This is a genomic window from Streptococcus suis (genome assembly GCF_002960425.1).
Lineage (GTDB): Bacteria > Bacillota > Bacilli > Lactobacillales > Streptococcaceae > Streptococcus > Streptococcus suis_S.
Genome location: NZ_POIZ01000014.1, coordinates 1 through 18,247, shown reverse-complemented (window position 1 = coordinate 18,247; position 18,247 = coordinate 1). Strand labels below are relative to the sequence as shown.

Here is an 18,247-nt window from a genome sequence, read left to right as displayed (position 1 = left end):
AACATAGCGATTCTCCTTCTAAGCGTTCTCTTTATTCCTAACTCTATTATACTACTTTACATATGAAAAAGCCGTTAGAAATACAATTCTAACGACTTTGTCTTCAGTCTGAAACTAGACTGAACATTCAGCCTAGTTTCTCTCTATTAGAACAAGCCTTTAACCTTGTCCAAAAGACCGCTTACGCCTTCAGAACCTGACAACAAGCCTTTAGCTTGCTCCAAGTATTCGCCGAAGTTGTCTTTGTTTTCTTCGATAAATTGTTTTGCACCTTCAAAGTCTTTGTTTGCGATCAAGTCTTTTACTTGGTTGAAAAGATCTACTGGATTCATGTATTTCACCTCCTATGTATCTATTAAACCAAAAATAGAGCGATTTCACAAATGATTAGTCTTCAAAAAATGTAACACAAACAGCTTCTGGAACGTAGAAATCATGGGAAAGTTCTGTCAATCGACCGTTTTCAGTATCCCTTGCAAAAACTGTCGCATTATCAGAGTCTTGGTGAACAACAATCAAGTGTTTCTCATCTGGGCTTAGGGTGAAATCACGTGGTGTTTTACCATTTGTAGGAACAATTTCAACAAGTTCTAAACTGGCATCCCCAAGTGTCTTGAAGACGGCGATGGAATCATTACCACGGTTAGAACCGTAGACAAATTTTCCATCTTTTGTAATGCGGATAGCAGCAGTGCCATTGAAACCAGTATGGTCTTCTGGCAAGGTTGAGATGGTTTGTAGGTGTTCAAATTCACCCCAGCCATCGTAAATAAGAACTTCAATAGTTGAATTAAGTTCACAAATGAGGTAGGCTAATTTTGCGACGGGATGGAAGACAATGTGGCGTGGACCGCTTCCCGGCCTTGCTTGATAAGTAGCAATTTTTTCTAGTTTACCTTGGTTTGAAACCTTGTAGCTAATAACTTGGTCGCAACCTAAGTCACAAGTTACTAAGAATTTGTCTGGTGCTAAATCAGAAAAGTGAACATGGGCAGATGCTTGGTTTTCATGTGGTCCAGATCCGTGATGTTGAGCTAGGTCAGCCAATTCTAAGGAGCCATCTGCTAATTGCTTATAGACCAGAACTTGCCCCTTATGGTAATTAGCAGCGTAAACTAGATTTCGTTCGTCATCTACGGCTACATAGCAGTGGGGAGCACCTTCGCTGACGACATGGTTTAGTAAGTCAAAATCTGTATTGAAAGCTACGATACCACCTTGTCCATTTTCAGCTCCGACTGAGTATAGTCGACCAGCCTTATCAAAAGTCAGGTAGGTTGGGTTTGGTTCTTCAACAACTAACTCTAAGTTACTGAGTTGACCAGTTTCAGCATTAAAATCAGCTTTATAAATTCCTTGGGATTGGCGTTTGGTATAGGTACCGAAATAAACAGACATGGCGATCTCCTTTGAACATGATTGCTAAAATTATACCATATTTTTCCTGCAAAGGCTGAGAAATCCTATAGTTCATTTATCTAAAATAGCCTATTAAATGATACAATAGAGAAAAAAGAATGAGGAGCGATTGATATGGATGAGCAGAATCAACGATTTAGAATGTCCTGGTTTTTTAAGTGGTTTGTGAACAACCAGGCTGTTACATTTTTCCTGGTGACCTTGTTGGTCTTATTGACCGTTTTTGTATTTACCAAGGTTAGCTTTTTACTGAAGCCCATTGGGAGTTTTATTGAAATTATTCTTTTGCCCATGTTGTTGACGGGTTTGTTATACTACCTCTTAAATCCGATTGTGGATTGGTTGGAGAAATATAAAATTTCGCGAACGGTTGCTATTTCAGTCTTATTTGTCTTAATCGGTTTGCTTCTTGTTTGGGGCCTGGCGGTGGCCATTCCAAGTATTCAAGGACAGGTGGTTTCTTTCACACAAAATCTTCCATCCAATATTCAGAAGATTGAAGGCCAAGTGACAACCCTGCTAGAAAATGAGCAATTTGCACAGTTTCGCCCAACGGCTTTGGAAATATTGAATAAGGTTAATGACCAAATTGTTTCCTATGCACAGAAATTTTCTTCAAGTGCAGTTAACTGGGCTAGTAGCTTGATTTCAACGGCCTCACAGATTATCGTGGCCATCTTGATTATGCCTTTCATTCTCTTCTACCTCTTACGAGATGGTCAGCATTTGAATGGTCATGTCACCCAGTATTTGCCAACTAAATGGCGTTCATCCGTCAGCAAGGTTTTGACAGATGTCAATAGTCAATTGGCAAACTATGTGCGAGGGCAAGTAACGGTGGCAATCATTGTTGCCCTTATGTTCTCCTTTATGTTCTCGGTAATTGGTTTAAGCTATCCTATCACCTTGGGTGTTATGGCCGGTTTCCTCAATCTGATACCTTACCTGGGCTCGTTCTTAGCCATGATTCCAGCCGTTGTACTCGGTTTGATTGCTGGACCTGTGATGTTGGTCAAGGTCTTGATTGTCTTTATGGTAGAGCAAACCATAGAAGGTCGTTTTGTGACCCCGCTCATTATTGGTAGCTCTTTGAGTATCCACCCCATTACCATTTTGTTTGTCTTGTTGACTGCAGGTCAGATGTATGGGGTACTGGGGGTTCTGCTCGGTATTCCAATCTATGCTTCTATTAAGGTCTTGGTCAAGGCTGCATTTGAATGGTATAAGGTCTACAGTGGTTTATATGAAAAAGAAGGAGAAACTGAAGAAGTTCATGAACAATAGTGAAAAAATGTTGGCTTGTTTGGACCAACAGGATTTAGATAAGGCAGATAAGTATTTCAAGCGGGCCTTGGCAGAAGATGATAATGACACCCTTTTGTCCTTGGCTGCCTATCTGGAAAGTATTGGTTTTTTCCCCCAGGCTGCACAAATCTATGACCAGCTCAAGGAAACCTATCCTGAAGTGGTGCTTAACCTAGCTCAGATTGCTTTTGAAGATGGTTTGGTTGAAGAAGCCTTTGCTTATTTGGAAGAAATCTCAGAAGACAGTCCTGCCTATGTGGAAGCCTTGTTGGTCAAGGCAGACTTGTATCAGGCGGAAGGATTGTCAGATGTGGCGCGTGAAAAATTGTTAGAAGCCAGTCACTTGTCTGATGAACCCATTATCCTCTTTGGCTTGGCAGAGTTGGACATGGAATTGGAATACTTTAAGGAAGCCATTTCTTACTATGCCCAGTTAGACAATCGGGAAATGTACGAATTAACAGGAGTTTCTACCTATCAGCGAATTGGTATTGCTTATGCAAGTTTAGGGAAATTTGAAGCGGCCATTGAATTTTTGGAAAAAGCTGTTGAGTTGGAATATGATGATCAGACGGTTTTTGAGTTAGCAGCTCTGCTATTTGAACGAGAAGAGTACCAAAAGGCCAATCTCTATTTCAAGCAGTTGGATACCATCAATCCTGATTTTGAGGGCTATGAATATGCCTATGCCCAATCTCTCCATGCCGAGCATAAATTAGAAGATGCCTTGGCTATGACTCAAAAAGGCTTGGCGAAAAATGAGTTTGATGCTAATCTCTTGCTCCAGGCTTCTCAGTATGCCTATGAATTGCATGATGAGGCTGCGGCTGAAAACTATCTGCTTCAGGCAAAAGAGGTGGCAGATGATAGTAACGAACTAGCTCTGCGCTTGTCCAATTTATATCTTGAGCAGGAACGCTATGACGAAGTTCTTGCCCTCATTGATGAAGAGGTTGAGAATGTTTTGGCGCGTTGGAATGTAGCAAAGGCCTATCAAGCACTGGATAGAGAAGAAGAAGCCCTTGCTTTCTATGAGGAATTAGCTGGGGATTTAGCGGAAAACCCAGAGTTTCTGGCAGATTATGTAGCCCTTTTGCGCCAGCTTGGTTATTTGGATCAGGCAAGAGAGCAGGCAAACCGTTATATCCAGTTGGTGCCAGATGACTTGGCTATGCAAGAATTTTTAAATGAAGAGTAGGTTATGCAAGTAAAGCGATTATTTCAATACAATACCTTAGGTGCCTTGATGGCAGGACTTTACGGAGGATCTTTGACGGTTGGCGAATTGTTGGAACATGGTGATTTGGGTTTGGGGACCCTGGATTCCATTGACGGAGAGCTGATTGTTTTGGATGGAAAGGCATATCAAGCTAAGGGAGCAGGGGAGAAACCAGAAGTGGTTGAAGTTCCTGCTGATATGAAGGTTCCCTATGCGGCGGTTATTTTTCACGAAGCAGAAGTGATTTTCAAACAGCGCTTTGAAATGACCAGCGAGGAGTTACACCAGCGAATTGAATCCTATTACGATGGGGAAAATCTCTTTCGCTCCATCAAAATCAAGGGGACGTTCGCTCGGATGCATGTCCGTATGATTCCAAAATCGGCTTCGGATGTTCGTTTTGCTGAAGTGGCTAGTCGCCAGCCTGAGTATACCTCTGAGAACATTTCAGGTACCATTGTTGGTATTTGGACACCAGAGATTTTTCACGGAGTCAGCGTGGCTGGTTATCATTTGCATTTTATCTCTGATGATTTGACCTTTGGTGGTCATGTTATGGATTATATCATTTCACAAGGAATGGTTGAAGTGGGACCAGTCGATCAGCTGGATCAACGCTTCCCAGTCCAAGACCGCCAATATTTGTTTGCTAAGTTCAACGCCAAGGAAGTCAGAGAAGATATTGATAAGGCGGAGTAGGTTTCAATACAGAAAAATCCATGAATTAGATTTTCATGGATTTTATTTTGTCTTCTGTTGGGGTGACACGTAGGGTCTTCTGACCTCGGTAGGTCACAAAACCAGGCTTACCACCTGTTGGCTTATGCAGTTTCTTGGCCTCAATCATATCGACTTGAACCAAGTTAGAATGCCTTGCCTTGGAGAAGTAGGCCGCCAACTCCGCCGCGTCTGTCTTGACCTCGTCGCTTGGGTCCAAGTTGTCTGTGATGACCACGTGACTACCTGGAATGTCTTTGGTGTGGAACCATAGTTCGCCTTTTTTGGCTATTTTGAAGGTCAACTCATCATTTTGCAGGTTATTTTTCCCGACCAGAATAATGGTCTTCCCGTCCGACGCCAAGTAACGTTCTGGTTTCTGGCGTTTATGGATTTTCTCACGGTGGCGACGCTTGAGGTAGCCTGTTTCAATCAGCTCCTCACGAATCTCATCAATTTCTGCTAGACTAGCCTGTCCCAGCATGGTGTCAACGGACTCCAAATAGACAATGGTTGCCTTGGTTTCCTCAATCAAGTTGGTCAGGTGCTTGACCGCCTCTTTGAGTTTCTGGTACTTCTTGAAGTAACGCTGGGCATTCTGGCTAGGAGTAAGTGCTACGTCCAACTCAATTTCCAGCTCCTGCCCCGTATAGTAGTTGTCTAAGCGCACACTCGGCTGGTCGTTTGGCACCTGATGCAGATAGGTGGTTAAGAGCTCGCCCTTTTGCCGCACCAACTCCGCCGTCTCCGTATCTGCCAATTCCTGCTCCTGCTTGACCAGCTTCTTGCGATTCTTCTCCAGCTCACTGGCCACCCGCTTGATCAGCTCATTGGCCTGCTGGGCCACTCGGTCCCGCTCCGCCTTGTCCTGATAGTAGAAGTCCAGCAGACTGCTCAGGCTCGCAAAGTGTGGCTGGTTTTCAGGGCTATTGGCAAATGGCAGAGCAGCATAGGATTTGTCTGTCAAGCTAGGCTGTGTAGCCTGGTTAAAAAAGGAACGGAAGTTCTTCAGGCGATCTGTCTGCAAATGATTGGACAATTCAGTAGCTGTATCCCGTCCCAAACCTTGAAAGATTTGTTGCAGATTTTTCGGAGACAAATCTTGCGTGGACAGGATTTCAAACAATTTCTCGTCAGACACCGTGTAAGGATTGAGAGAATGCGTCTCCGGTGGACGAATGTAGGTCGAGCCTGGCAAGATGGTTCGGTAGGAATTTTGCGAGAAACCGACGTGCTTGATGGCCTCGATAATTTTCTGTTCAGACTTATCTACCAAGATGATATTGCTGTGCTTGCCCATGATTTCCACAATCAAGGTGGCTTGGATATGGTCGCCAATCTCGTCCTTGTTGGACACCGAAAATTCTAAGATGCGGTCATTGTCCAACTGACGAATCTCCTCGATAATAGCACCCTGCAAGTATTTCCGCAGAATCATGGTAAAGGTATTGGGCACCTTGGGATTGGTAAAGTCCGACTGGGTCAGCTGAACCCGCCCGAAAACCGAATGGGCGGACAGGAGCAACTTATGGCTCTGACGGTTGCTGCGGATGTTCAGGACAATTTCCTGCTCAAAGGGCTGGTTGATTTTCTGAATCCGCCCACCTTCTAAATTGGCCTGTAATTCAGCCGTCATGTGATGTAAAAAAAATCCGTCAAAAGACATGGTTTTCCTCTTTCTAATCGCTTTAACTCAGTCTAGTATATCATATTTTGATGTTTTTTGATGAGACTGGTAGTCCCTGCTGACATAAAAAGTTTTCAGAAAATTTAATCAAAAGCCTTGACAAAGATTGATGGATGCCGTATAATCATCTGTAATCAGAAGAAGTAGTAAAGCAGAAGTCTTCAGGGAGCCCATGGTGCTGAGAATGGGTGGCGGAGTTTTATGAAATGGGCTGATGGGTATTGTTTATGGCGAGAGCTAACGAAGGTTTCAGCCAAAACAATCACGCAAATGAACTTAAAACAATGATAGTTCGGTTAGCACACCTTACAGTGCAACTCCTTGATAGAGGAGATGAGATATGGGAGGATTCTAGACAATTCCCATAAGTGAGGTGGCACCGTGTCATTGACGCCCTCGCAGGTTGGTTTTTCCTGCGGGGGCTTTTTCCTTGTTGTCTTCGTAGATTGGTCACGTTCGGCTTGCCTAATTCAAACAGTCCAGTGGACTGTTTGAAGTCAATGCTTGAAAATGAGGAAGCATTGAGTTATGTCTACGCCTCCGTTCCTAATCTAAAAGCAATCTACTTTGACAATGATAGATAATACGAGGTAATCAAGATGAAACGATGGCGATGGTGGAATAAAATAGTGAAGACGTAGAGATTGGATAGTGTGTATTTTTAAAGGAGAATGAATATGTTGAAAAATAAAAACTTACTTGCCACAATTATTGCCCTTACTGTGATGGTGGTTGCCGCCCTGTTTATGACGCAAAAAGAGCAGAGTAGTCAGTCTGCTAGCTCTGAAAAAGTTAAAATTGGTGTTCTGCAGTTTGTGACCCATGATTCACTGGATGAGATTTACAAGGGAATTAAGGCTGGACTAGAAGAAGGTGGTTATTCAACAACAGACAATCTGGAGATTGATTTTATGAATGCTGAGGCTGACCAGTCCCAAGTTCAGACCATGAGTAAAAAATTGGTGGACAATGGCAATGAGCTTTTGATTGGGATTGCAACACCTGCTGCACAAGGGTTGGCAAATGCGACGACAGAATTACCTATCATCATGGGAGCTGTAACGGACCCAGTTGGTGCAAACTTGGTGACAGACTTGAAAAATCCTGGTGGAAATATTACAGGAGTATCTGACCAAACACCAGTAGCAGATACAGTTTCTCTCATCAAAGAAATCACACCAGATGCAAAAACAATCGGTGTCCTCTATTCTTCTAATGAAGATAATTCAAAAATTCAAGTAGCAGAATTTAAGGCTGCAGCGGAAGAGGCTGGCTACACCGTTCTGGAGTATGCAGTGGCTTCAAGTAATGAACTAGCTTCTACAGTAGAAGTGGCAACCAGCAAGGCAGATGTTCTCTTCACACCAGTAGATAATACGGTCGCATCAGCATTTTCAACTGTCGTTTCTGTAGCCAATAAAACCAAAACTCCGATTTTCACCAGTGTAGAAGACATGGTAGAGGGCGGTGGTATCGCTTCTGTAACCCTTAGCCAATATGATTTGGGTGTGGCAACTGGTAAAATGGCTGCGAAAATCTTAGACGGTGCAAATCCAGGGGATACACCAGTCCAAATCTTCAATGAAGGTACTATTGTAGTCAACCAGAAAGTCGCTAAAGAATTAGGTATTACCTTGTCAGATGATGTAATCAATCAGGCAAGTAAGGTTATTGAATAAAACAAAGGAAAGTTATGATTGTATCAACAGTTTCACAGGCTCTCTTATGGGCTGTACTAGGAATGGGAATATTTGTCACCTTTCGGATATTGAATTTCCCTGATATGACGACAGAGGGCTCTTTTCCACTGGGAGGAGCAGTTGCAGTAACCCTGCTGACACAGGGAGTTCATCCTGTCTTGGCAACGCTGGCAGCTGTTTTGGCAGGTTGCTTGGCAGGTTTGGTCACAGGCTTGCTCTATACCAAGGGAAAAATTCCTACTCTATTGGCAGGTATCTTGGTCATGTCTTCCTGTCACTCCATTATTCTCTTTATCATGGGACGGGCAAATTTAGGCTTGTTAAATACTAGTCGTTTACAGGACTTGCTTCCATTTTCGGAGCAGGTGAACGGTCTCTTGCTTGGTTTGGGCAGTATTGCTCTAGTCATTGCTTGTTTGATGTTCTTCCTTTATACCCGACTTGGGCAGGCCTTTATTGCAACGGGGGATAATCCAGATATGGCTCGCAGTTTTGGTATCAATACCAGTCGCATGGAATTGCTAGGCTTAGTCCTCTCCAATGGCATCATCGCTCTAGCAGGTGCCTTGATTGCCCAACAAGAAGGCTATGCGGATGTGTCGCGTGGTATTGGGGTCATCGTGGTTGGTATGGCTAGTCTGATTATCGGTGAGGTCTTGTATGGTAATCTGACCATGTTGGAACGTTTCTTGGCCATTGCAGTGGGAGCTATCTTCTATCAATTCTTGATTTTGGTGGTTATTTCTCTCGGTATCAATACCAGCTATCTCCGTATCTTCTCAGCCATGATTTTGGCTGTCTGCCTCATGGTTCCTGAGTTGAAAAATAAAGTTCTGAAAGGAGCCAGTCTGTCACGATGAAAGTAATTGTTGAATTAAAAAATGCCACCAAGGTGGTGACCAATGGTTTTGATGAAGAACGTGTGATTTTGGATAATGTCAATTTGACCATCTACCAAGGTGATTTTATTACCATTTTGGGTGGCAATGGTGCTGGGAAATCGACCCTCTTTAATGTCATTGCTGGAACCCTGCCCTTGACTAGTGGTTCGGTCCATATTCTTGGTGAGGATGTGACCAACTGGCCTGCAGAAAAGCGTGCCAAGTATTTGGCCCGTGTCTTTCAAGATCCGAAAATGGGAACTGCTCCACGGATGACGGTGGCAGAAAACCTACTTATCGCTAAGTATCGTGGCGAGGGACGGGGTTTGGTGCCACGCAGATTGGCCCAGCAGACCGAAGAATTTGCCCAGCTCTTACCGAGAGTGGGAAATGGTCTGGAAAAACATCTGGATACGCCAGCAGGTCTCTTATCAGGTGGCCAACGCCAGGCATTGAGTTTGTTGATGGCGAGTTTGAAACAGCCTGAACTCCTGCTCTTGGATGAGCATACCGCAGCCCTTGACCCTAAGACTAGCCAATCCTTGATGCAGTTAACAGATGAATTGATTGCGACCAAGGGAATGACGGCCCTCATGGTCACTCATCAAATGGAAGATGCTCTCCGTCACGGCAATCGTTTGATTGTTATGAAAAATGGTCAGATTATTCAGGACCAAACGGCTGAGGAAAAATCCAAGATGAAGCTGGAAGATTATTACAAGTTGTTTGACTAAAGTCTGGAGCAATCCAGGCTTTTCTTATCCTTTGAATTCTCTTTCGAAAAGCAGTATAATATACTAAATATAGCAAGAGGTGCTATCATGGATAAATTGGTTTATAAAACATTAGCTGACTTGGGAATGGATTATACCATTGTGGAGCATCCACCAGCTCTGACAACTGAGGAAGCAGACTGTTACATTGAAGGGTTAGAAGGGGTACGGACCAAGTCCATGTTTCTGACCAATAAGAAAAAGACAGCTTTTTATTTGCTAATTATGGATGACAATAAGCAGTTGGATATGGACCGGTTTCGTGATTTGGTAGGAGCCAATCGTATTCGGATGGCCTCGAGTGACAGCCTGATGCAAAAAATGCACCTAGCTGCTGGAGTGGTGTCTATTTTGGGCTTGTTGCATAATGGTGCTAGGGATATCCAAGTCTATTTTGATAAGGAAATCCTATCTGAACCCATTCTAACCTTCCATCCTAATGTCAATACCAAAACAATTTTTGTCAAAACTGAGGATGTATTATGTTTTGTGGAAGAAATTGGTTTTTCAGTCAATATTGTGGAATTGTGAGGTAGAAGTAGTGAGAAAATTTCTAGCCATGTGTAGCCTCTTGTGCTGTTTGCTCCTAATAGGATGCCGTCAAGGAACAGCCTCACAGGCAAAAATTGAGCCGATGGAACAATCGGAATTATATACGGAACAAGAGATTGAGGCTGCTATTCGTGTCGTTCAACATTATTTTGACAACAGTTTTCAGAGTTGCCAATTATTGACTATTGGTTATGGTGGTGATAATGAACAAGAATTTGATGAATGGGCTGAAAACTATGGTGCAGAGGAAGCTATTGTTTTAACTTCGTCTTTCAAGGTAGCAGCAGAGGGGGCAGAGCCTGCTTTGGAGCCAAATAGTACCCACAAGGATTGGAAATGGATATTGGTACGCAATGCTGGTGAAAAATGGGAACATAGGGGACACGGTTATTGATTAAAAGAGAGAACTCTGTTGAATTTCAGCAGAGTTTTTTGTAAATTTTCCTGAAAAAATGTATAATAGAAGCGATAGCTATTTAGGAATTTCTATTCAAAAGTTACTTTGATGGCTGAATAAAATTTTTCATCAAAGTGTGCCTTTTGCAAATAGAGCTCCGACATAGCAGACTGTAATTCGACTTGGGCATCCCAAGGACCGTTGGTAAGAAAAAATAAGTAGGACACCTGTGGGATGTCCCAAAAAGGAGAAATAATGAGTAGCATAAAAATCATGGCTCTCGGTGGGGTACGTGAAAACGGAAAAAACCTCTATATTGCCGAAGTAAATGAGCATATTTTTGTCTTGGATGCTGGTGCCAAGTATCCAGAAAATGAGCAACTTGGTGTGGATGTGGTTGTTCCCAACTTTGATTATTTGGAAGAAAACAAGCACCGTGTGGCTGGGGTCTTTTTGACACATGGACACGCTGATTCGATTGGCGCCTTGCCTTATCTCTTGGAAAAAATCAAGGTACCTGTCTTTGGCTCACATTTGACTATTGAATTGGCGAAATTGATTGTCAAGAACAATAATGCAACCAAGAAATTCAAGGATTTCCATGTCATCAATGCCGATACTGAAATTGATTTTGGTGATTCTGTTGTGTCTTTCTTTAAGACAACTCACTCTATTCCTGAAAGTTTGGGGATTGTTGTCAAGACGGACCAAGGAAATATCGTCTACACAGGTGATTTCAAATTTGACCAAGCGGCTGATAAGTATTATCGAACAGACTTTGGTCGTCTAGCAGAAATTGGTTCAGAGGGTGTGTTGGCCCTGCTTTCAGATTCAGCCAATGCCGATAGCAATGTGCAGTCAGCTAGTATGCATGAAGCGGGTGAAGAAATTCTCAATACCATTGCTGACTGTGAAGGACGTGTCATCGTGGCTGCAGTAGCAAGTAATATTGTCCGTATCCAGCAGATTTTTGATGCAGCAGAGGCGACAGGTCGTCGTGTTGTTTTGACGGGTCATGATGTGGAAAATATTGTCCGTACCGCTATCCAATTGAAAAAACTTCGTTTGGTTAGCGAACGCCTATTGGTTAAACCAAAGGATATGGGCAAGTATGAAGACCATGAATTGATTATCTTGGAAACTGGTCGTATGGGTGAGCCTTTGAATGGTCTACGCAAGATGGCTATTGGTCGCCACCGCTATGTTGAAATCAAGGATGGCGATTTGGTCTACATCGTTACCACACCAAGCGTTTCAAAAGAGGCTGTGGTGGCTCGTGTCGAAAACTTGATTTACAAGGCTGGTGGAACGGTCAAATCCATTACTAAAAACCTGCGTGTGTCTGGTCATGGGAATGCGCGTGATTTGCAGCTCATGCTCAATATCCTCCGTCCTAAGTACCTCTTCCCTGTTCAAGGGGAGTACCGTCAGCTAGATGCCCATGCCAAAGCTGCGCTGGAAATCGGCATGTTCCCAGAAAATATTATCATCGTTAAACGTGGGGATGTCATGGCTTTTGAAGATGGTGATTTTGTCCATAGCGGAGCGGTTCCTGCTGGTGACGTCATGATAGACGGAAATGCCATGGGAGATGTTGGAAATATTGTCCTTCGTGACCGTAAAATCCTCTCGGAAGATGGTATCTTTATCGTAGCTATCACTGTCAACCGCCGTGAGAAGAAAATCATTTCCAAGGCCAAGGTCAATACGCGTGGATTTGTCTATGTTAAGAAGAGCAAGGACATCTTGCGTGAGGCTTCAGATTTGGTTAATGCAACGGTGGAAAACTATTTTACAAAAGACAGTTTTGACTGGACAGAGCTCAAGAGTGCTGTTCGCGATGATCTAGCGAAATTCCTCTTCGACCAAACCAAACGTCGCCCAGCAATTTTGCCGGTGATTATGGAAGTAAAATAAGTGAATAAGATGTGAAGAGCCAAGGGTAACTTAGGCTCTTTACCATAAGGAGAAGATTTATGGCAATTATGAAAATCGAATACCATTCAGAAGTGTTGGATATGTCCAGACAGGTTACTGTTCTATATCCAGATCGCAATCGTGTGGACAATCCTGATGACAATGACATTCCTGTTTTGTATTTGTTGCATGGAATGGGGGGCAATCAAGATTCTTGGCTCAATCGCTCGACCATTGAACGCCTGGTTCGTTACACCAATCTCATCCTTGTCATGGTCAATACAGACAAGGGCTGGTACACCAATACCACCTATGGCATGAATTATTATGATGCTATTGCGATTGAGCTTCCTCAAATCCTCAAGCGATTTTTCCCAAATATGTCAGACAAGCGGGAGAAGAATTTTATCGCTGGTTTGTCTATGGGAGGCTACGGAACCTTTAAGATTGCCATGATGACCAATCGTTTTTCATACGCAGCTTCACTTTCAGGTGCCTTACAAGTTGATTTCTCCAGTCCATCTGCCTTGGGATTAGGTAGTTCTGCCTATTGGAAAGGTGTGTTTGGAGATTTTGATGACCCAGAAAATCCAAATCTTCTGACCAATATTTGTCGACTGTCGGACAAGAAAACCAAGTTCTTTGCCTGGTGTGGTGAGGAAGATTTTCTCTTTGAAGGACATCAAGAGGCTGTTGCAGAGCTGAAAGAGCTGGGCTTTGATATCGAAGCGAGTTTTGGTCCTGGGAAACATGAGTGGTATTACTGGAACCAACAGATTGAGAAAGTATTGGCTTGGTTGCCCATTGATTTCAAATTGGAAGAACGCTTGTCCTAGAATTTAAGAAAAATTTCAGAAAAAAACACTATACTGAAGGCTATTTCTAGTGTGAGGTATAGTGTATGACTTTTATTGCTAATTTATTTAAGTTTATTTGGCGGACCGTTTGGAGTCTGGTATGGCTGTCTATGGTCATCATTGCTTGTGGCTTGGGGCTATTGTTTTATTTCCAGCAAGAAGCAGCACCACAGATGTTGCAAACCTTGGCTCAGGAAGTGCAACTGATGGTCAAAGGTCAGTCTGAAGTAACGATTGAAGAAGGTGTTGATACCATTAAACACTTGACGACGGATACAGTCAATACAGCAGACCATGGACGCTGGGAAACCAATACAGCGACTGTCTATATTGAAACCCAGAACCCGACCTTTGTAGCTGCTTATGAGACAGCCATTGCTAATTGGAATGCGACGGGGGCCTTTACCCTTGTCCTTACTACTGACCCCAGTCAGGCCGATATTATTGCAACAGAGATGAGTGATGGGAATACCCAGGCAGCAGGTGAGGCCAATTCAACGACCAATTTATTGACCAATTATTATAGCTCGGTGACAGTTCGCTTGAATAGTTATTATCTCTTGAATGAAGAGTATGGCTATGATATGGACAGAATTATCCATACAGCTGAACATGAATTGGGTCATGCCATTGGTTTGGATCATGATGATAGTCAGGCTTCTGTTATGGAATCGGCCGGTTCTAATCATGGTATTCAACAGGCAGATATTGATGCCTTAGTGGCCTTGTATTCAGAATAGAGGAGAAACATGTTACGAACAATTACGAATACAATAAAACGTTACCCAGAGCAAGCCTTGCTCTTTCTCTATAATGCTGGGATTTTTGCATGGTTACAATCGACCAGCCATTCCATTATGGAGCAAATCGGTATAGATAGCAGCTGGTTTAATAAAATTCCAGAACCTATCAAGGCTTGGACAGGGGCGAGCTTGGAGAGTATGCAGACCTTGCTCCATTCTTCGGCTTGGGGCTGGTTGATTGTGTCCATGATTTTGATGATGCTTATCCGATTTGTCAAAGGTGTGATTAAGTTTGTCATCATGCTCATAATTATTGGTGGCGGTCTTTATCTGATCTGGCAGAATAGGGAATTACTTAGCGGTTTGGTCTAAATATTTTTTGAGAAGGACAGTGACTGAAAAGTCGCTGTTTTTTGCTGAAATCAGAAAAAGGATTCCGCACTGTTACACTAAATTATGGTACAATATTGCTATGATTATTCTAAGCGGAAACAAGATTGAACGCTCTTTTGCGGGCGAAGTTTTATTTAACAATATCAACATTCAAGTAGATGAACGGGATCGGATTGCCCTTGTCGGAAAAAATGGGGCTGGCAAGTCAACTCTGCTTAAAATCCTTGTCGGAGAAGAGGCGGCGACTAGCGGAGAAATTTCAACCAAACGTGATTTGTCACTGTCTTATCTGGCACAGGACAGCCGTTTTGAGTCAGAAAATACTCTCTACGATGAGATGCTCCATGTCTTTGACGACCTGCGGACGACGGAGAAACGCCTGCGGTCTATGGAAGAGCAAATGGGCAGTCTGTCTGGTAATGAACTCGACCAGCTCATGAAGACCTATGATAGTCTGTCAGAGGAATTTCGTCTGGCAGGTGGTTTTAGCTATGAGGCGGACATTCGTGCTATTTTGAACGGTTTCAAGTTTGACCAGACCATGTGGGACATGAAAATCTCCGAACTCTCAGGCGGTCAGAATACCCGTTTGGCCTTGGCAAAAATGCTGCTTGAAAGCCCAGAACTCTTGGTCCTGGACGAGCCGACCAACCACCTGGACATTGACACGATTGCTTGGCTGGAAAACTACCTAGTACATTACAAGGGAGCCTTGATTATCGTCAGCCATGACCGCTATTTCTTGGACAAGGTGGCGACACTAACACTGGATTTGACCAAGCATTCCTTGGATCGCTATGTGGGCAATTATTCTCAGTTTGTCGAGCTCAAAGAACAGAAGCTGCAGACAGAGATGCAAAACTATGAAAAGCAGCAGAAGGAAATTGCCAAACTAGAAGACTTTGTCCAGAAAAATATTGTCCGTGCTTCGACTACCAAGCGTGCCCAGGCTAGACGTAAACAATTGGAAAAGATGGAGCGACTGGACAAGCCAACAACTGGGCAGAAGTCTGCCAACATGACCTTCCAGTCGGACAAGACTTCTGGCAATATCGTCTTGACGGTGGAAAATGCTGCGGTGGGTTACGATGGAGACATTCTCTCTCAGCCTATTTCCATTGACCAACGAAAGCTGGATGCCATTGCCATAGTCGGTCCGAATGGTATCGGAAAAACAACCCTGCTTAAGTCTATCATCGGAGCTCTGCCATTTATCAAAGGAGAAGCCAAGCTAGGTGCCAATGTGGAAGTGGGTTATTATGATCAGACTCAGTCGGCCCTGACGCCTTCCAACACGGTCTTGGAGGAGCTCTGGTCAGCCTTTCCGACCACGCCTGAAGTGGAGATCCGCAACCGCCTTGGAGCCTTCCTCTTCTCAGGCGATGACGTCAAAAAGTCCGTATCTATGCTGTCTGGTGGGGAAAAAGCCCGCCTGCTACTCGCTAAGCTGTCCATGGAGAACAACAACTTCCTCATCCTCGACGAGCCGACCAACCACCTGGACATCGATAGCAAGGAGGTCCTGGAAAATGCCCTCATCGACTTTGACGGAACCCTGCTCTTTGTCAGCCACGACCGCTATTTCATCAACCGCGTCGCCACCAAGGTGCTGGAAATCTCGGAAACGGGCTCCACGCTCTACTTGGGCGACTATGATTATTATCTGGAGAAAAAGGCAGAGCAGGAAGCAGAAGCACAGCCTGACCAGATAGAAAGTACTAGCCAATCAGCCGGAGCCATGGACTACCAAGCCCAAAAGGAAAACCAAAAAGAGCAACGCAAACTAGCCCGCCGCATCGAGCAAATCGAGGCAGAAATCGAGACCATCGAAAACCGCCTGAGCGAGCTCAACCAAGCCATGCTAGAAACCAACGACATCGGCCAGCTGACCGATTATCAGAAAGAAATCGATCAATTGACTGCCCAACAAGAAAACCTCATGGAAGAATGGGAAGCATTATCTGAGCAGATGGGCTAGGTTGACAGCAAGTTGACAAGAGGCTCAAACCCTTGATAGAACAAGCTTGCAAGCCAGTCTTGCGGAGCTAGCAAGACCACCTTTCGCTAAAAAAGTCCAGAGCAAGCCAGCCTTTCTTGGCAAACATCGACCGACAGGCTAAGATAAAGTCAGGACCTGCTAGACAGGGCCTAGCGAGGAGAAAGAAATGAACTTTGGACAGCAAATCAAAGACTTACGAAAAAAGAAAGGTTTGACTCAGGAACAGTTTGCCCTCAAACTCAATGTGACACGGCAGGCTGTTTCCAACTGGGAAAATGACAAAAACCTGCCCGACTTGGAGCTCTTGATTCTCATGTCCTCTGTCTTTTCGATCTCCCTAGATCAACTTATCTTAGGAGGAACTTACATGAACAACATGACAGAAAAACTTGTAAAAGACGGTCGCGAAGGCCGCCGTACCCAGATGCACCTGACCATTACCCTTATCGGTAGTTTTCTCATGCTTCTCGGCTTCGTCTGCTTTGTCATCAAGGCCAACTCTGTCGAGTATGTCGATGCCAAGGGCATTCTGCATGAAAATTTTTACCTCATTCCAGTCGGCTACTTGCTGGTCTTTACAGGAGCCATTGCCACACTCCTATCAGGACTAGCCCTGCACCGCTTTAGAAAAGAAAATAAGTAAGATGACCAAACACCAACGTTTTGCCAACAGTGACCAATTTTTCGCCTGTCCACATTGTGGGCAGGCTCTTGGTCTTGACCTCAACAGCCTCCGCTGTCCCAACCGCCACACCTTTGACATCGCCAAGCAGGGCTATGTCAATCTGGCACCCCAAGTCAAGCAGTCCGCCAACTACCACAAGTCTAGCTTTGAAAACCGTCAGGCCTTTTTAGAGGCGGGCTATTACGATCATCTCTACGAGGCTTTGGAGGAAAAAATAGCAGAGCTGGGATTGCAGTCTGTCTTGGACATCGGCTGTGGAGAGGGCTTTTATTCCCGTAAGTTAGCCGAGAAAATGGACTTGGACATTCTTGCTTTTGATATTTCCAAGGACTCTATTCTCTTGGCAGCCAAATCTGACAGAACCAAGTCGGTCAAATGGTTTGTCGGTGACTTAACCAAGTTGCCCATTCAAGACAAGACCATTGACGGCATCTTGGACATCTTTTCCCCAGCTAATTACCAGGAATTTGCCAGAGTGCTGAAAGTTGGTGGGGCTATTCTCAAGCTGGTCCCAGGACCCAATCACCTCAAGGAGCTCCGCCATTTAGCTAAAGACCAACTCCGCAAGGAGTCCTATGATAACCAGGCTATCGTGGACCATTTCAAGTCTTACCTAGGGCAGGTGGAGCAAGTACTGGTCAGTCGGACCTTGCCGATTAGCCTAGAACATGCCCAAGTCTTGGCAGACATGACGCCCCTCTTTTTCCAAGTGGACCAGTCCAAGTTGGACTTGAGCCAGCTGACCGAGATTACGATTGAGGGACTGCTCTTGATTGGAACTATATAAAAAATAAAGAGTGTGTTGATAGTGCAGTATCTTAAAATTTTGTATAATAGGAATTGAAGTTAAATTAGATGCTAAAAATTTGTAATTAAGAAGGAGTGATTACATGAACAAAAATATAAAATATTCTCAAAACTTTTTAACGAGTGAAAAAGTACTCAACCAAATAATAAAACAATTGAATTTAAAAGAAACCGATACCGTTTACGAAATTGGAAC

The 18,247-nt window shown here is 43.9% G+C and carries 20 protein-coding genes; 16 read left to right on the top strand and 4 right to left on the bottom strand.

Annotated elements, in window-relative coordinates:
* Positions 1-146: 146 nt before the first annotated feature.
* Entirely contained in the window at positions 147-332 is a 186-nt protein-coding gene (locus C1G57_RS01015) for a hypothetical protein (RefSeq protein WP_105113369.1), read from the bottom strand.
* Positions 333-387: 55 nt separating this feature from the next.
* The gene (locus tag C1G57_RS01010) at positions 388-1,398 is read right to left on the bottom strand and encodes a lactonase family protein (RefSeq protein WP_105113368.1); all 1,011 of its coding nucleotides are present in this window, start codon (positions 1,396-1,398) and stop codon (positions 388-390) included.
* A 135-nt stretch (positions 1,399-1,533) separates the two neighbouring features.
* Here C1G57_RS01010 and C1G57_RS01005 point away from each other — a divergent pair, with 135 nt between their 5' ends.
* The 3 genes from C1G57_RS01005 to budA are packed head-to-tail and all read left to right on the top strand — an operon-like array spanning position 1,534 to position 4,642.
* Complete coding sequence (locus tag C1G57_RS01005; RefSeq protein WP_105113367.1) at positions 1,534-2,703, top strand: AI-2E family transporter; 1,170 nt, start codon at positions 1,534-1,536, stop codon at positions 2,701-2,703.
* Positions 2,693-3,922, top strand: a complete 1,230-nt coding sequence (locus tag C1G57_RS01000) for a tetratricopeptide repeat protein (RefSeq protein WP_105113366.1) — start codon at positions 2,693-2,695, stop codon at positions 3,920-3,922. Before C1G57_RS01005 ends, C1G57_RS01000 begins: the two co-directional genes overlap by 11 nt.
* A gap of 3 nt (positions 3,923-3,925) precedes the next feature.
* On the top strand, positions 3,926-4,642 hold the full coding sequence (budA, locus tag C1G57_RS00995) for an acetolactate decarboxylase (protein WP_105113365.1): 717 nt from the start codon (positions 3,926-3,928) through the stop codon (positions 4,640-4,642).
* A gap of 25 nt (positions 4,643-4,667) precedes the next feature.
* Here budA and C1G57_RS00990 read toward each other — a convergent pair whose 3' ends face one another.
* A complete protein-coding gene (locus C1G57_RS00990) occupies positions 4,668-6,326 on the bottom strand; it encodes an Rqc2 family fibronectin-binding protein (RefSeq protein ID WP_105113364.1) in 1,659 nt (552 codons plus the stop codon).
* Between the two features lie 701 nt (positions 6,327-7,027).
* Between C1G57_RS00990 and trpX the strand changes: the two genes are divergently transcribed.
* From trpX to C1G57_RS00965, 5 genes are all read left to right on the top strand, one after another.
* On the top strand, positions 7,028-8,026 hold the full coding sequence (trpX, locus tag C1G57_RS00985) for a tryptophan ABC transporter substrate-binding protein (protein WP_269088113.1): 999 nt from the start codon (positions 7,028-7,030) through the stop codon (positions 8,024-8,026).
* A 14-nt stretch (positions 8,027-8,040) separates the two neighbouring features.
* Entirely contained in the window at positions 8,041-8,907 is an 867-nt protein-coding gene (locus tag C1G57_RS00980; protein ID WP_105113362.1) for an ABC transporter permease, read from the top strand.
* Positions 8,904-9,662, top strand: a complete 759-nt coding sequence (locus C1G57_RS00975; protein ID WP_105106802.1) for an ABC transporter ATP-binding protein — start codon at positions 8,904-8,906, stop codon at positions 9,660-9,662. The genes C1G57_RS00980 and C1G57_RS00975 overlap by 4 nt, the downstream gene beginning before the upstream one ends.
* Positions 9,663-9,749: 87 nt before the next feature.
* Complete coding sequence (locus C1G57_RS00970; protein WP_105113361.1) at positions 9,750-10,232, top strand: prolyl-tRNA synthetase associated domain-containing protein; 483 nt, start codon at positions 9,750-9,752, stop codon at positions 10,230-10,232.
* A 10-nt stretch (positions 10,233-10,242) separates the two neighbouring features.
* Complete coding sequence (locus tag C1G57_RS00965; protein WP_105113360.1) at positions 10,243-10,647, top strand: hypothetical protein; 405 nt, start codon at positions 10,243-10,245, stop codon at positions 10,645-10,647.
* A 92-nt stretch (positions 10,648-10,739) separates the two neighbouring features.
* On the opposite strand, the gene C1G57_RS11075 is transcribed toward C1G57_RS00965, so the two are convergent.
* Positions 10,740-10,877 (bottom strand): hypothetical protein, encoded by a 138-nt coding sequence (locus C1G57_RS11075; RefSeq protein WP_161941078.1) that lies wholly within the window; start codon positions 10,875-10,877, stop codon positions 10,740-10,742.
* A 28-nt stretch (positions 10,878-10,905) separates the two neighbouring features.
* On the opposite strand from C1G57_RS11075, the gene C1G57_RS00955 reads away from it, so the two are divergent.
* From C1G57_RS00955 to C1G57_RS00915, 8 genes are all read left to right on the top strand, one after another.
* Positions 10,906-12,567 (top strand): ribonuclease J, encoded by a 1,662-nt coding sequence (locus C1G57_RS00955; protein WP_105113358.1) that lies wholly within the window; start codon positions 10,906-10,908, stop codon positions 12,565-12,567.
* Between the two features lie 59 nt (positions 12,568-12,626).
* Positions 12,627-13,403: an alpha/beta hydrolase gene (locus C1G57_RS00950; RefSeq protein ID WP_105113357.1), complete on the top strand. Its 777-nt coding sequence runs from the start codon at positions 12,627-12,629 to the stop codon at positions 13,401-13,403.
* 65 nt (positions 13,404-13,468) lie between these two features.
* Positions 13,469-14,164, top strand: a complete 696-nt coding sequence (locus C1G57_RS00945; protein ID WP_105113356.1) for a M57 family metalloprotease — start codon at positions 13,469-13,471, stop codon at positions 14,162-14,164.
* Between the two features lie 9 nt (positions 14,165-14,173).
* The gene (locus C1G57_RS00940) at positions 14,174-14,539 is read left to right on the top strand and encodes a hypothetical protein (protein WP_105113355.1); all 366 of its coding nucleotides are present in this window, start codon (positions 14,174-14,176) and stop codon (positions 14,537-14,539) included.
* 100 nt (positions 14,540-14,639) lie between these two features.
* Positions 14,640-16,538 (top strand): ABC-F family ATP-binding cassette domain-containing protein, encoded by a 1,899-nt coding sequence (locus tag C1G57_RS00935; RefSeq protein WP_105113354.1) that lies wholly within the window; start codon positions 14,640-14,642, stop codon positions 16,536-16,538.
* A 187-nt stretch (positions 16,539-16,725) separates the two neighbouring features.
* Positions 16,726-17,202, top strand: a complete 477-nt coding sequence (locus C1G57_RS00925) for a DUF3955 domain-containing protein (protein ID WP_105113352.1) — start codon at positions 16,726-16,728, stop codon at positions 17,200-17,202.
* A gap of 1 nt (position 17,203) precedes the next feature.
* Positions 17,204-18,031, top strand: coding sequence for a putative RNA methyltransferase (locus tag C1G57_RS00920; protein ID WP_105113351.1), 828 nt, complete (start codon positions 17,204-17,206; stop codon positions 18,029-18,031).
* Positions 18,032-18,134: 103 nt separating this feature from the next.
* Positions 18,135-18,247 (top strand): rRNA adenine N-6-methyltransferase family protein (locus C1G57_RS00915; RefSeq protein ID WP_214609655.1); only part of this gene is annotated, 113 nt, incomplete at its 3' end.